Below are 14,583 nucleotides of genomic sequence, written 5' to 3' on the forward strand. Positions count from 1 at the left end.
AACATGGCCCATAAAATATAACTCATTCCAATGATCACGAGACTTAAATATCCACGGGTCTTTAAGAGCATTTTGGATAAAAAGATCCTCTGAAAAGGGTTCTTTTTGAGGGGCTTTCTCTTCTATTTTAGATTTTTTATGCTCATGACCTCCTTCCATTTCAGCGGCAAAAGAAGGCATCTTTATTTCTTGGAAAGTAAACACAGCCAAAACAAAACATACGATGCGAAGAATATGTAACATAAATTTATCCACCCCTCTTTTTCTTTAATTTTTATTGAATATTAAAAAGCCTTAAAAATCATCAATACAGATTCTTTACTAATCTAATATTATATTTCTAGATAAAGAAGAAGTACTTGATAAATAATTAGGAAATTTTGTTATCTTATGTTTTTTATTTTTAATTTTTTCTTTTTTAAGAAGCTCAGTAGTTATAATAAATTAAATATTTTTTTAAATATAAGTAAAGGACTTTTAAGAAAATCTATATCACTATAAAACTTATTGATTATTCCCTTATTAAATGCTACTTCTCCTTGTATCTCTTCACTGAAAAATAAGACGAAAGGAAAAGGGCATGACCCTTAAAGTTTTAATTCTGGGCGTGAGTGGCTTTATTGGCAATCGGCTTACAGAGCTTATTCTTGAAAGAACCAATTGGGATGTCTATGGAATGGACATGACCACAGATAAAATTACAGGGATTCTTTCAGATAAACGTTTTCATTTTTTTGAAGGGGATATTACCATTAACAAAGAATGGATTGAATATCATATCCGAAAGTGTGATGTCATTCTTCCTCTTGTCGCAATTGCAACTCCTGCCCTTTATGTTCAAGACCCTCTACGCGTTTTTAATCTTGATTTTATGGCTAACTTAGAAATCATCCGCGCTATTGTTCGCCATAAGAAACGTGTTGTTTTTCCATCAACATCTGAAGTCTATGGCATGTGTCAAGACACAGAGTTCAATGAAGAAACCAGCAATCTTGTTTTAGGCCCCATTCACAAACAAAGATGGATTTATTCATGTTCAAAGCAGTTGCTTGACCGCGTCATCTATGCGCATGGTGTCCAAGACAATTTAAATTATACACTTATTCGTCCCTTCAACTGGATTGGACCCAAACTTGATAATATTATGGACCCAAAAGAGGGAAGTTCGCGCGTTTTAACTCAATTTATCAGCAATGTCATCCATGGGCATGACATTAAGCTTGTTGATGGCGGACAACAACATCGTTGTTTTACCTATATTGATGATGGGATTGATGCTCTTTTAAAAATCATTGAAAACAAAGATGATTGCGCGACACGGCGCATCTTTAATTTGGGAAATCCCCATAATGATGTATCTATTAAAACCCTTGCGAATCTTGTTCTTGACCTCATTAAAACATATCCTCGATACAAAGAAAGAGCTGAAAAAGTTTCTATTATACCTGTGGATTCTGAAAAATATTATGGAAAATCTTATCAAGATGCGCAAGCACGCGTTCCATCTATTAAAATGGCAGAAACCTACCTTGATTGGCACCCTAAAATAGATCTTAAAACAGCACTTAAAAAAACGCTTGATTATCATTTAAAACATCCTGATGAATCTCTTACAGAAGAAGTCAACTAAGGTTTTTTTTCTTGAATTTTAAGATGACTTTCTTTCAAACAATTCTTCAAACGATACAAAAAGACCAAAAGATTTCTTTTAATCATACGCCAAAAGGATATGAAGGATTTTTACTTAAAAAAATCTTTGAGCAAAAAACTTCCGTTTTATATATTGCCCGAGATGATGCCAGTTTAAACACTTTTAAAAGCATGATGCGTTTTTATGCGCCTGAATTACCTTTTCTTTTCTTTCCAAGTCCTGATACTCTTCCTTATGATCAAAACTCCCCAAAACCTTCCCTTACAGCAGAAAGAACAGAAACTTTATTCACGCTTTCGGAATTCCTTAAAACATCAACTCCCGTTTTTGTTGCAACATCTCCTCAAGCCTTTCTTCAAAGATTGCCCCCACCTTCTTTTTTTCAAAACCGTTCTCTTCTTTTAAAAAAAGAAGGGGTTTTTTCATATTTAGAGCTTCAGAATTTTCTTCACAAAGAGGGATACAGACGGGTTGAGGTCGTTCATGAGCCCGGAGAATTCTCGGTCCGAGGAGGTTTTTTAGATCTTTTTACCCCCAGCCTTTCTATGCCTGTACGTCTCGATTTTTTTGGAGATCATCTTCAAACCATCCACCCTTTTGATCCCGTTACACAACTTAAGCATACAGAATCCCTTTCAGAACTTAAAATAACACCTTCCCATGAAATTCTTTTAAATGAAGAAACTATCCGGCTTTTTCGAACTCAATATCGCGAACTTTTTGGGTCTTCTTCCTCTCAAGATGCTCTCTACAAGGCGATTACAGAAAAAAGACCTTATCCGGGATATGAACAATGGATGCCTCTTTTTTTTAATCACATGAAAAATCTTTGGGATTATATGAAAGATCCTATTTTTGCTTTTGAATTTCAAGCACCTGAAAGTCTTCAAGCTGCAGAAGAAACGCTACAAGACCATTATAATGCGCGCCTTCAAGATCTGTCTCAAAAAAATACGAAGTTCTCTTTTTCTGAGAAAGAAGCTTATAGGCCACTTTCCCCCCATCTTCTCTATGCATCCCCAAGAGAAGTCCAAGCTCTTTTTAAATCCGCAAAGACACTTCATTTTACACCTTTTCAGGCCTCTTCAAAGCCCGCTCTTGATTGTGAGGGGAAACTTTATGACTGGAGCGTCTTACGCTCTAAAGTTAAGGCTGGCGTTCATGCTGAAACAACTCTTTTTGAAGAAATTTCAAAATTACTTATAACGCATCTTCGCTCTCAAAGGGCTCCTCTGATTCTTGTTGGATATAGCCCCTCTTCTCTTCAAAGATTAAGTCATCTTTTAAAAGAACATTTTTCGTTTTCTTTTAAAGAAATTACAACATTAACGGAAATCAAATGTTCAGATGAGAATACGCTTTATGGGACTATTCTTCCTTTAGAACAAGGCTTCGAAACCCCTTTTATCGCTTTTATAACAGAACAAGATATTTTAGGGGAACGTCTTATTCGTCCCTCAAAAATCAATAAAAAAGCAGCTGATCAAATTTTAGAAGAAATCTCAAGTTTTAGCCCGGGCGACCTTCTTGTCCATGTCCATCATGGAATTGGCCGATATGAAGGACTTCTTACACTTGATATTAATGGAAGCCAACATGATTGTTTAGAGCTTTCTTATGAAGGGGGAGACAAACTTTTTGTTCCTGTTGAAAACATGGATGTTCTCAGCCGGTTTGGAGGCGAAGGCAACACCCATCCCTTAGACAAACTTGGCAGTGCGCATTGGCAGTCCCGAAAAGCACGTGTTAAAAAACGTATAAAAGAAGTTGCTGAAAAACTTATGGCCATTGCTGCAAGACGCAGCTTAGAAACAGCCCCTTCACTTGAAACCTTGCCTTCACTTTATGAAGAATTTTGCAATGGGTTTCCTTTTATTGAAACAGAAGATCAACTCCGTGTCTGCGAAGAGGTTATGGAAGATCTTTCGAAAACCATTCCCATGGATCGATTGGTATGTGGTGATGTTGGCTTTGGAAAAACTGAAATTGCTCTTAGAGCTGCCTTTATTGCAGCAACAAATGGAAAACAAGTGGCTATTGTTGCACCTACAACACTGCTCGCACGGCAACATTTTAAAACATTTGAAGCTCGTTTTAAAAATACAAACCTTAAAGTTGTTGAGCTTTCCCGTCTTCTTTCCCCAAAAGAAGCAAAAGAAAATCGTTCTCTTCTTGAAAAGGGAGAAGCTCAGATTCTGATTTCAACGCATGCAGCGTTTTCGAAATCTCTCACATTTAAAGACTTAGGCCTCCTTATTATTGATGAAGAACAGCACTTTGGTGTAACTCAAAAGGATAAACTTAAAGAAAAATATCCGGCCCTTCATATTCTTACCTTAACAGCAACTCCCATTCCAAGAACCCTCCAAATGTCTCTCACAGGGATTAGAGACCTAAGCCTTATAACTACCCCACCTGTAGATCGTATGGCTGTTAAAACTTTTGTGATGCCTTTTGATGGCGTTACAATTCGAGAAGCCCTCCTTCGAGAGCATTTTCGAGGCGGACAATCCTTTTATGTCGCGCCTCGTATTGAAGATCTTACTCCTCTTAAAACACAACTCTCAAAACTTGTTCCTGAACTCAAAGTTCTTTGCGCCCATGGTCAATTGAGTCCAACCGATCTTGAAAATGTTATGTCAGCTTTTTATGAAAAAAAGTGTGATGTTTTGCTTTCGACCAATATTATTGAATCTGGCCTTGATGTTGCTTCTGCCAATACTCTTATTATTCATAAAGCAGATTATTTTGGGCTCTCCCAGCTTTATCAGTTAAGAGGACGCGTTGGTCGCTCGAAGGTCCGGGGGTATGCTTACCTCACCTATGCGCCTCAAAAACTTCTTACAGAAAACGCAAAGCGCCGACTGACAGTCCTTGAGACCCTCGATACACTTGGGATTGGATTTAGCATCGCCAGTCATGATATGGATATTAGAGGCGCTGGAAATCTTGTTGGAGAAGAACAATCCGGGCACATTAAAGAAATCGGTATTGAACTCTATCAACATCTCTTAAAAGAAGCCATTGAAGCCCTTAAAACAGGAGAAGAAGCTTCTTTTGATGACACTATGTCTTCTCAAGTATCTCTTGAAGGCACCGTCATGATTCCAGAAACATATATTCCAGATCTTTCTTTGCGACTTTCTCTTTACAAGCGTCTTTCAAATTTAAGAAACGATGATGAAATCAAACTTTTTTCTGATGAACTCTTAGATCGTTTTGGCGCTCTGCCAAAATCTGTTCAAAATCTTTTAGAAGTTATCTCTCTTAAGCGTCTGGCTGAGAAAGCTGGACTTGAAAAAGTTGAAATTGGACCCAAAGGCGTCGTTTTAACTTTTTATAAAAATCTCTTTAAAAATCCTTTGGGGCTTGTTGATCTTTTGAATAAAAGCTCAGGAGCTTTAAAACTAAGACCAGACCACAAACTTTTTTTTGTTAAAGGATGGACGCGTCAGGAGAATCGGCTTCAAGATGTTAAAAACCTTCTTATAACCCTGGGCGACTTAGCTCAAAAAATAGAAAGTTAAAAAAGGCGAATGTTATCATATCTCCATCACTTTTAAGGAACAGACGGAAAAAACCTATTAATGCTCAATGCCTTATTTATTTTGAATTTTTTCAAGAATTTTTGTAACCATAAGAGCTTCCTCAAAAGCTTCGGGTTTAGCATTACTTTGGATCGCCTTTAAAAAAGCTAAACACTCATTTTTAAGAGGCTCTTCCTGTGGAACTTTTATGAATTTCTCATCTCCTTTTACGGGAATAGATTCTCCATTCTTTTCTTTAAAGAGAATAGGTGTATAGAGGAGTTTTTCGTCCCAGGGTTTTGTATCATCAAAACAAAGCGAGCCTTTATCTCCAAGAGCAATGATTTTTTGTTCTTTATAAGGACTTAAACGTGAAAGAGACATTTGAACGCCAATGCCTGAGAAAAGGAGAGATGTTTCAACCACGTCAGGAATGTTTTCTCTCTCATATAAAACTTGAGAAATTATTGAATCGGGCATTTTCTTTTTATCGTTGGGAAGAAGATCCCATATCATTGAAAGATCATGGGGACCAAAATCCCACAAAACACTTTCATTCTTAAAAAATTTCCCAAAATTCTTACGTGAGGTTTGGAGGCACCGAATATTTCCAATCCGCTCTTTTTGAACCATATCTTTCATCGCTTGAAAGACAGGATGATGAAGCAACAAATGGCCTGCCATGATATGATGTTTTGTCCTAAGGGCGGTCTGATAAAGTTCTTGAGCTTCCTTTTCTTTGAAAGCAATCGGTTTTTCAACAAAAACATGTTTTTGATGCTCAAGAGCTTGTGCGATTAGCGAACCACGCTCTAAGGAAGTTGTTGCAATAAAAATGCCTTGAATTTCATTATTTTTAAGAACGTCTTCAAATTCAAACACAGGAACATGATAAAGCTTTGAAAGCTCAAGTGCTCGAACGACATTTTTTTCAACAATGCCTTCTAAGGCATGAAGAGAAACAAGCGTCCGTACAAGGTTTTCTCCCCAACTGCCACATCCAACAACAACACATCTTGGAAACTTAATTGTCATTTTGAGAAAGACTCTCCTTTAGGAAATGTTTGAGATAATCTTGGCCCCATACGAATGGGTTCAATTGATACAGCGTGCCCAGTTGTATCATTGCTTACAATAAAAACGGCACAAAGATCACCTTTCCCATCTGCAGGCACCATCCGCTCGCCTGAAATTTTTTTTGTAAACCGCGCAATGGGAATTTCTTTTTTCATTCCAATGACAGAATTATAATCTCCACACATCCCTACATCGCTTTGATAAGCTGTTCCAAGGGGAAAAATTTGACTATCTGCGGTTGGAATATGCGTATGCGTTCCAACGACAGCAGTCACTCTACCGTCAAAGTAATGTGCAAGTGCCATCTTTTCACTGGTTGCCTCGGCATGAACATCAACAAAAATAAAAGGAAGAAAGGGTCCGAGTTGATAATTTTTTAAAACGTCATCGATGGCTTTGAAAGGATCATCTAGGGCATCCATAAAAAGACGTCCCATAACCTGAATCATTAAAATTTTTTGACCGTTCGGTAAGGTAAAAAGATTAAAACCTCGACCTGGCGTTCCAGGGGGATAATTTAAAGGTCTCAAAAGACGGGGTTCATCTCCGATGTACGTCAAAACTTCTTTTTGATCCCAAGCATGGTTTCCTAAAGTAATACAATCAATGCCTTTTTTAAAAAACTCATCACATATTTTAGGGGTAATTCCAAAACCAGCTGCTGCATTTTCACCATTTAAAACAGTAAAATCAGGCCGCAACGAAGCCTTTAATGCTGGAAGATTTTCCAAAACCACTTCTCGGCCAGATCGACCGACCACATCACCAAAGTAAAGAAGGCGCATGTTCCCTTTGTATTATTCTGTATTTAAAAGTGGCTCCCCGGGCCGGATTCGAACCAGCGACAGAGTGGTTAACAGCCACTTGCTCTACCGACTGAGCTACCGGGGATCAGAAAATTTAACTGATGAAAGTTTCATAACAAAGATTTATTTAAAAATCTAGGGCTAAAATAAAAGAAGTGCCAGAGTTTTTTTATCATCAATCTTTCATCATTCTTTTGTTTGGAGGCCAGGACCGGAATCGAACCGACGTACAAGGATTTGCAGTCCTCTGCATAACCACTCTGCCACCCGGCCTTAAACAATCTTTACCAAGAAGGTATACACCTCTCCTTCCTTTCAGGTCAAGAAAAGGATTAAAAAAATTACAAAAAAACAATTCTTTGGGAAAAGTTTTTTATAGAAATGATTTAAAAAGCTGTTTTAAAAGTGTTTAAAAAAGGTATCTCTTTTGATAAAATCCTTTATATGACAAACTTACCACAAAGAGAAAAAATCTTTTAAAGAAAGAAATGATTTTTAAGAAGAAATTACTAACAATAGGAATATAAGCTATAACCCACTCTTTTTTGCCTCTTTTTGATGCTCTCGCCTATATTGGAAACACGTCAAATGCTTCTAAACATCCCTCTTATGTGAATGAAGATGATTATAAACACTCTCTTAACTTTCTTAAAGCCTATCGAGGAAGTGAAGGCACTTTTAATTCTTATAGAAGAGAAGTTGAGCGTCTTTTGCAATGGTGTTCTCTTATTGCCCATAAAACACTTGCAGAACTTAGACGTGAGGATATCGAGGCTTTTATTCATTTTTGTCAAAATCCTCCTCTTTCTTGGATTGGAATCAAAAAAGCACCTCGTTTTCTTTCTGAAGCAGAAAACCGCATGCCCAATCCGGAGTGGCGACCCTTTGTGGCAACCGTTTCAAAATCAGCACATCAAAAAGGAGACCGTCCAGATCCAAAAAAATTTGAGCTTTCCCAAGGCGCCATTAAAGAAATTTTCGCTATTTTAAGCACTTTCTTTAATTACCTTCTTCAAGAAGAACATGTCTTTATGAATCCTGTTGCTTTAATCAGGCAAAAAAGTAAATTTATCCGCAAACATCAAGGACAACCTGTTGTCAGGAGACTGACTGATCTTCAATGGAAATACGTTCTTAAAACCGCAAGTACAATGGCTGACCTAGAACCTGAACTCCATGAAAGAACCCTCTTTATTATGTCGGCTCTTTATGGGATGTATCTTCGAATTTCAGAACTTTCTTCTTCGACAAGATGGTCCCCTCAGATGAATCATTTTTTGCGTGATGGGGATGGAAACTGGTGGTTTATGACAGTTGGAAAAGGAAATAAGCAACGACAAATTGCTGTAAGTAATGCGATGTTGGATGCCTTAAAACGATGGCGTCAATCCCTCGGCCTCTCAGCTCTACCTTCAAGCTCAGATCAATCTCCTCTTCTTCCGAAAGCAAAAGGAAAAGGACCCATCACAAGTACAACTTATTTAAGAACGTGTGTTCAATCTTGCTTTGATCAAGCTGCCTTAGATCTTGAGAAAAATAATTTATCTGAAGAAGCCGACTCTTTACGAGACGTAACTGTCCATTGGCTAAGGCATACGGGCATATCAGATGATGTTAAAATTAGACCCAGAGAGCATGTCCGTGATGATGCTGGGCATAGCTCCAGCGCAACCACAGATAAGTATATTGACATTGAATTGAAAGAAAGGCATAGATCGGCAAAAGACAAGACCATTTAAAGTTCTCTCTTTACACAAAAAGGAACTTCCTGATGCAAAATATTCAAAACTCACTCCTTTATCGAATTACGCTTTGGTTGAGCATGGGCTCCCTTGTTGAGTATTATGATTTTGTTGTTTATGCCATGATGACAAAATATATTGCAATTTTGTTTTTTCCGACTCAAGACAAATCCCTTGCGATCATACAGTCTTTTCTTATTTTTGCAGTTGGTTATTTTGCACGTCCTTTTGGAGGCACCCTTATTGGAATGATGGGGGATCGTTTTGGGCGCAAACCTGCCTTCCTCATGCTTACAGCTTTGATGTCCCTCAGTACGTTTGCAATTGGATGTCTCCCAATTTATGATCGCATTGGATTCTGCGCACCTCTTTTACTTCTTGTTTTTCGCATATTTCAAGGAATTTCTTATGCGGGAGAATTACCAGGCGCCACAACCATCATAGGAGAATTTGCACCTCAAAAATCACTTGGACGCTTTACAAGTTTCATTATTTCGAGTACGTCAATCGGAGCAATTTTAGCCACCTTTGTTCTTTATGTGCTGACATCAACTTTTGAAGAGTCCGAAATCTTAGCTTTTGGATGGCGTTTTCCTTTTATCATGGGAGGATGTCTTGGTTTAATTCTCTTAGCTTTGCGCTTAAAGCTTCTTGAAACTCCCGTTTTTACAACGCATCAACGCGTTAAACTAAATCCTTTTATTTTACTACTCAAAGATCATTATAAGAATGTTTTACAGGGTTTTTCCCTAACGAGTTTTTTTGCGTCCCTTGTTCTTTTAAACCTTTTCTTTCCTTATTATATTCCGACATTTTTTGGATTTGACTCAAAAGATGTTTATTTTGGCATTACAATCAGTCTTGTATTTTCAGCTTTTATTTTTCCCTTTTGTGGAAAGTTTTCAGATCTTTTCCCAAAAAGAAACATTCTTATTAAAACCACTCTTTTTTATCTTTTGACATGCCTGCCCCTTTTTTCCCTCCTTCTTTTTCGCCATACCATAAACCTTATTTTGTTTTTAATTTTTCATCAATTTTTTATTGCTCTTTTTGGCTCTTCCTATTTTCCTTTAATGACGCGTCTTTTTCCAACATCGGTAAGATACACGGGAATTGCTTTTTGTTATAACCTCACGTTTGCTTTTATGGCTCTCCTCCCCAGCTTTCTTACCTCTTTAATACATCATTCACATCCTTGGGTAGTTCCTGGTATGATGTGCTTTTTTGCATTAATTTCTCTGACAGGAGCAATCAAACTTCCTTCTTCAGAAAGAGATCTTTCTTAGACCTTGATCTTCTCTCTTTTCAATTTTATTTTTAACAAACACACAATGCCTGACCCAATAAGTGCACAGATAGGAATTAACGTAAGCGCTATTTGGTAAGACATGACATCATAGATCCGTCCACCTTCTTGATTTATGGTTCCAATCCAAGCCTTATCCATCATGTATCCAATAAGAGTATGAAAAAAAGAACCTCCCAACATATTAATACAATTTAAAAAAGCTATGGTAATTCCTAAGTAAAGAGGCTTAACAAGTTCAGATCCAGCCGCAAAAATGACAACTTGATAACAACAAAAAACGCCGGCTAAAAAGAGCAAACACATAATTTCTAAAGGTGCAAATTTATAATTTAAAAGAAGAGCCCCAAGTGTAAGAGCCAGACCAACCCCACATAAAGCAATAACCGTATAGATCCCTAATTTTCGGCTACAGAAAGCAAGAAAAGGCCCCCCAAAAAGCATTCCTCCAAATAAAAATGAAACAAACTGAGCCGCTTCATGCTTCGGAATATCATAAACCATCATAAGATAGGACACCCCCCATACATCAGAAAATCCTTCCAATCCTCCCACCATTAAGAAATTAGCTGCAGCGAGAAGCCATATGATTGGAGACAATAAAACTTTTAAATGGGAAGCTTTAAAAGACTCTTCCTCCTCTGGTGTATGTCTTTGATGGCCCGAAGGATCTTTTAGAAAAATATAGATACATAAGCCAATGCTCATGGATACAAGGGCTAAAGTTAAGCCCACGCTTTTCCAACCATAGGTTTCAAGAAAAAGTCCGATTGGTTTCCCGCCATAGATGGCGCCCATTAACCCAAATGTAAAAGAAAAACCAACCATTTTGGCATATTGACCCTTTGGAAACCATTCTGAAATAACCTTCGAGACGCCCAAAAAACCAACAGCTGAGCCGACCCCAATTAAAAATCGACTTATACAAGCCAAAGACCAAATATTTGTATAAATGAAAAGAAGCATTCCCAGTCCACATACCAGAGCAAAAGAAGAAATGATAAAGCGAGGACGATATCGATCCAATAAAAGAGCAACTGGAATTTGAGCACCGGCATATCCATAGTAATAAAAAGAGGCAAATACCCCAAATTGGGTCGCATCTACAGAAAAACGCTCCATAATTTGTTGAATCATAAGACCAGGCCAAAGGCGCAGGATAAATTGATAGGCAAAAAAGACAACCGGAAAAGACCACATAAAAAAAGGCAAATACTTATATTTTTGAGTCATCATAAGATCTCTCTTAGAAAAAAAGATTTTTTAATTTTAATGTAACAGAAGGGGGAGAAATGCAATGTTTTCGGCTGTCAGCCGATAATAATTACAAAAATAAGAGAAAGAGAAGTTAACCTTACGAAAGACATTGTTCGGATATTCCTACTTTAATTTAAAAAAGCAGAGAGTTTCTGTTGCCCGGCACTCTCAAAACCGCGTTAAACTTTATACAGCTTTGCGAGAAAACACTCTTAAAGCCATATTATCATTTATACTATAAACCTGATAATTTCCATTTAAAGAAACCTAATCTGCTTTTTCTTAAATGTCAAAAAAAAATAATTCAGTTAAGATAATTGCATATAAACAAGCCCATGCCTTTTTTTTCCAACTGAAAGTTTTAAAAGACCATTTTTAAAAAAATCTTTGGAATCAATACGATAAGCTTCATCTTCAATAACGGCGTCATTTAAACGAACACCCTTTCCTTCAATAAGCCTGCGCACTTCACTTTTGCTTTTGCAAAGGGCAAGATCTATAAAAAGATCTAGGATTGTCTTTTTTTCAAGATCTGAGGAGGTAATTTCAAGGCAAGGAAGCGTTGAGTTAATCTTAATTTTTCCAGTCTTAGGGTCTCTTTCGAGCACTTCGATGGAGGATATATCTTTCTCTGACTCAAAAAGACTTTCTGCTGTCGCGTGGGCAGCTTGCATTTTTTGGCTTCCATGAACCAGCTCTGTTGCTTGATCAGCTAAGATTTTTTTAGCTTCATTAAGAGATCTATGAGAAGCACAAATATTTGAAATTTCTGCCAACGGAAGATCTGTAAAAAGTTTTAAGAATTTCTCCACATCTTGATCTTCCGTATTGCGCCAAAATTGCCAATAATCATAAGGAGAAAGAAGATCTTCTTTAAGCCAAACGGCGCCTTGCGCGGTTTTTCCCATCTTAGCGCCTGAAGATGTTGTAATTAAAGGCGTTGTTAAACCAAAAACTGGGATATTTTCAACGCGCCGTACAAAATCGACGCCTGAGACGATGTTTCCCCACTGGTCTGATCCTCCAATTTGAAGACGACATGTTTCTCTCTTATAAAGCTCTAAAAAATCATAAGATTGAAAAATCATATAGTTAAATTCAATAAAACTAAGGGGTTGCTCCCTCTCAAGCCTTAATTTAATAGAATCAAAGGTCAGCATTCGATTAACGCTAAAAAAACGTCCATAATCTCTTAAAAAGTCAATAAATTTTAAAGCTGAAAGCCAATCATCATTATTGACCATTTTTGCTTCATTTTTATGAGATCCAAATATTAAAAAATTTGAAAAAATTTCTTTAATATTTTCAATGTTTTTATAAATATCCTGCTCACTTAACATCTGGCGAAGCTCTGTTTTTCCAGAAGGATCTCCAATCTTTGTTGTTCCGCCTCCCATCAAAATTAAAGGTCTAAGTCCATTACGTTGAGCAAGCCGTGCCAGCATGATTTGAACAAGGTTCCCAACATGCAAACTTTTTGCTGTCGCATCAAATCCAACATAAAATGTAAACCCTGGTATTTGGCAACTTTTATCCAAGGCTTCAAAGTCTGTACATTGATGAATAAACCCACGCATCAGCGCTTCTTGTAAAAAAGCTGAGTGCGGCATAAAGGAAGACATCTTAAAAAATCCTTCTTTTTAAAATAAAGCGCTTTTGCGCTTTATTTTCTATAATCAAAATTTCAACCCGATATTTGAATAACAAAATTTCTCTTAAAAAGGAATTTCATCATCAAAATCAGAAGAACTCTTAGACCCCATTTCTGCATGAATTTGATGTAAATCAGGAAAACTTGAGAGCTCTTCAGAAGCCCCTTCCCCTCTGCTATCCAACATCGTAAGTTCTCCTTTAAATCTTGAGAGAACAACTTCCGTGGTATAGCGATCCGTGTTTGTTGCAGGATCGGTCCATTTACGTGTTTGCAACTGCCCTTCAACATAAACTTTTGAGCCCTTTTTAAGGTATCTTTCTACAATTTCTGACAAACGATCATTAAAAATAACAATACGATGCCACTCTGTACGATCCCGACGTTCTCCAGTCATTTTATCTTTCCAACTTTCACTCGTTGCAATAGAGAACTGTGCAACTTTCGTTCCATCTTGAAGCTGTCTTATCTCAGGTTCTTTTCCAAGATTTCCAATTAAAATAACTTTATTAACCCCGGCCATATTAAACTCCTTTACAAAGAAAATTTATAAAATCATAATGCTTTTCTCGAAGAAAGCTTCTTCTGAGAAAAAATCTCTTTTTTTTATCTTTCGCCATCATATCAAAATTTTGAAGCAAGTCAATTTAGGATGGGCTAAATCTCAAGAAAGAGAATTGAGTTTGAAAGAGAAAGAAATTATTTCTTATGGATTTCATTATTAAATGGCGACTAAACGTTTCTAGGATATTTTAAATGCGAAAAAAATTAAAAATTTCTTTTATGGTATGTTGTTTCTTTGTCTTCAGCATCTTTATTTTCATCTCCTCTCCTTATGCGATGTTACAAGAACATTCTGACATTTCAGAAACGAGACATCCAAGACCTTTAAAAATCTTGCCCTACATTCAAGAAGCCATCATAAGCTTTGAAGCCCAAAATTACTTTTTTGCTTTTGAGCAATGGGATAGTGTTTTAGATATCCTAAAATATGCCAGAGATAACACAGCCCGTGATATTGATTTACAGTGTAAAGTTGCTAAAAAAAATCTTGTGAAGAGTTCAAATGGAGACGTAAAAGAAGTCTATTATTATGATTCGGATCAACTTTTAATAGATAGAATAGCTAAAATTCATTGGCTAATGTCTACTTGCGCAGAAAAATGTAAAAATTATAGTATTGCTGCAGATTATTATATGCTGACGGGAGATTGTTATATGGATTCAGAAAGTAACGTACGAAGACGTTCTCTATATATGTATTTAAATGCAGCCAAAAATTTTGAGAAGGCTGCTTTGTATGAGAAATCTTTAACTGCAGCAATCAAGTGCTCACAGGTTGTTAATGAATTTTATCCAACACATGAAGAAGAATGTCTTAATTTTATTTCTGATTTAGAATGTCTTTGTGATAGAATGAAAGAGGCTCTTCAAGAAACACATCCGGTCTTATCAGAACAATGTTCTGCACTAATAGAAAAACTTACTTCTTATGATTGAGTTCTTTCTTTTAAAAGCTCTGAATAGAAGACAAAGAAAGGTTTAGACTTTTTATATAATTTAAAA

Annotated in this window: 11 protein-coding genes and 2 tRNA genes; 5 read left to right on the plus strand and 8 right to left on the minus strand. The window is 36.8% G+C overall.

Going from position 1 to position 14,583, the window contains the following annotated elements; translation table 11 throughout:
* A partial coding sequence (locus tag JSS34_02560; GenBank protein MBS0185224.1) for a hypothetical protein occupies positions 1 to 243 on the minus strand: 243 nt, incomplete at its 3' end.
* A gap of 337 nt (positions 244 to 580) precedes the next feature.
* Here JSS34_02560 and JSS34_02565 point away from each other — a divergent pair.
* Together JSS34_02565 and mfd are read left to right on the plus strand one after the other, a co-directional pair.
* Positions 581 to 1,630: a bifunctional UDP-4-keto-pentose/UDP-xylose synthase gene (locus tag JSS34_02565; protein MBS0185225.1), complete on the plus strand. Its 1,050-nt coding sequence runs from the start codon at positions 581 to 583 to the stop codon at positions 1,628 to 1,630.
* Positions 1,631 to 1,653: 23 nt separating this feature from the next.
* Positions 1,654 to 5,178 carry a transcription-repair coupling factor gene (mfd, locus tag JSS34_02570; GenBank protein MBS0185226.1) on the plus strand — a complete coding sequence of 1,175 codons (3,525 nt, stop codon included), beginning with the start codon at positions 1,654 to 1,656 and terminating at the stop codon, positions 5,176 to 5,178.
* Positions 5,179 to 5,250: 72 nt separating this feature from the next.
* Here mfd and JSS34_02575 read toward each other — a convergent pair whose 3' ends face one another.
* From JSS34_02575 to JSS34_02590, 4 genes are all read right to left on the minus strand, one after another.
* Positions 5,251 to 6,213, minus strand: a complete 963-nt coding sequence (locus tag JSS34_02575) for a Gfo/Idh/MocA family oxidoreductase (GenBank protein ID MBS0185227.1) — start codon at positions 6,211 to 6,213, stop codon at positions 5,251 to 5,253.
* Positions 6,210 to 7,040 carry a TIGR00282 family metallophosphoesterase gene (locus JSS34_02580; GenBank protein MBS0185228.1) on the minus strand — a complete coding sequence of 277 codons (831 nt, stop codon included), beginning with the start codon at positions 7,038 to 7,040 and terminating at the stop codon, positions 6,210 to 6,212. The genes JSS34_02575 and JSS34_02580 overlap by 4 nt, the downstream gene beginning before the upstream one ends.
* Positions 7,041 to 7,070: 30 nt before the next feature.
* Positions 7,071 to 7,146 (minus strand) — tRNA-Asn (locus JSS34_02585).
* 114 nt (positions 7,147 to 7,260) lie between these two features.
* Positions 7,261 to 7,334: transfer RNA gene (locus tag JSS34_02590), tRNA-Cys, on the minus strand.
* A gap of 257 nt (positions 7,335 to 7,591) precedes the next feature.
* On the opposite strand from JSS34_02590, the gene JSS34_02595 reads away from it, so the two are divergent.
* A complete protein-coding gene (locus tag JSS34_02595) occupies positions 7,592 to 8,800 on the plus strand; it encodes a tyrosine-type recombinase/integrase (protein MBS0185229.1) in 1,209 nt (402 codons plus the stop codon).
* A 32-nt stretch (positions 8,801 to 8,832) separates the two neighbouring features.
* Positions 8,833 to 10,089, plus strand: coding sequence for an MFS transporter (locus JSS34_02600; protein MBS0185230.1), 1,257 nt, complete (start codon positions 8,833 to 8,835; stop codon positions 10,087 to 10,089).
* Here JSS34_02600 and JSS34_02605 read toward each other — a convergent pair.
* The 3 genes from JSS34_02605 to ssb all read right to left on the minus strand — a co-directional run bounded on the left by JSS34_02605 (position 10,086) and on the right by ssb (position 13,540).
* Complete coding sequence (locus tag JSS34_02605) at positions 10,086 to 11,345, minus strand: MFS transporter (GenBank protein ID MBS0185231.1); 1,260 nt, start codon at positions 11,343 to 11,345, stop codon at positions 10,086 to 10,088. The two genes, JSS34_02600 and JSS34_02605, sit on opposite strands and share 4 nt — an antisense overlap.
* Before the next feature lie 329 nt (positions 11,346 to 11,674).
* Positions 11,675 to 12,988 (minus strand): tyrosine--tRNA ligase, encoded by a 1,314-nt coding sequence (locus tag JSS34_02610; protein ID MBS0185232.1) that lies wholly within the window; start codon positions 12,986 to 12,988, stop codon positions 11,675 to 11,677.
* Positions 12,989 to 13,081: 93 nt separating this feature from the next.
* Positions 13,082 to 13,540, minus strand: a complete 459-nt coding sequence (gene ssb / locus JSS34_02615) for a single-stranded DNA-binding protein (GenBank protein MBS0185233.1) — start codon at positions 13,538 to 13,540, stop codon at positions 13,082 to 13,084.
* 233 nt (positions 13,541 to 13,773) lie between these two features.
* On the opposite strand from ssb, the gene JSS34_02620 reads away from it, so the two are divergent.
* On the plus strand, positions 13,774 to 14,517 hold the full coding sequence (locus JSS34_02620) for a hypothetical protein (GenBank protein ID MBS0185234.1): 744 nt from the start codon (positions 13,774 to 13,776) through the stop codon (positions 14,515 to 14,517).
* Positions 14,518 to 14,583: the final 66 nt, after the last annotated feature.

The organism is Pseudomonadota bacterium (assembly GCA_018242545.1).
Classification (GTDB): domain Bacteria; phylum Pseudomonadota; class Alphaproteobacteria; order 16-39-46; family 16-39-46; genus 16-39-46.

Bases quoted from the DNA above. Each gene is read 5' to 3' on its own strand.
- JSS34_02565 (MBS0185225.1), top strand. From the start codon at position 581: ATGACCCTTAAAGTTTTAATTCTGGGCGTGAGTGGCTTTATTGGCAAT.
- mfd (MBS0185226.1), top strand. From the start codon at position 1,654: ATGACTTTCTTTCAAACAATTCTTCAAACGATACAAAAAGACCAAAAG.
- JSS34_02575 (MBS0185227.1), bottom strand. From the start codon at position 6,213: ATGACAATTAAGTTTCCAAGATGTGTTGTTGTTGGATGTGGCAGTTGG.
- JSS34_02580 (MBS0185228.1), bottom strand. From the start codon at position 7,040: ATGCGCCTTCTTTACTTTGGTGATGTGGTCGGTCGATCTGGCCGAGAA.
- JSS34_02600 (MBS0185230.1), top strand. From the start codon at position 8,833: ATGCAAAATATTCAAAACTCACTCCTTTATCGAATTACGCTTTGGTTG.
- JSS34_02605 (MBS0185231.1), bottom strand. From the start codon at position 11,345: ATGATGACTCAAAAATATAAGTATTTGCCTTTTTTTATGTGGTCTTTT.
- JSS34_02610 (MBS0185232.1), bottom strand. From the start codon at position 12,988: ATGTCTTCCTTTATGCCGCACTCAGCTTTTTTACAAGAAGCGCTGATG.
- ssb (MBS0185233.1), bottom strand. From the start codon at position 13,540: ATGGCCGGGGTTAATAAAGTTATTTTAATTGGAAATCTTGGAAAAGAA.
- JSS34_02620 (MBS0185234.1), top strand. From the start codon at position 13,774: ATGCGAAAAAAATTAAAAATTTCTTTTATGGTATGTTGTTTCTTTGTC.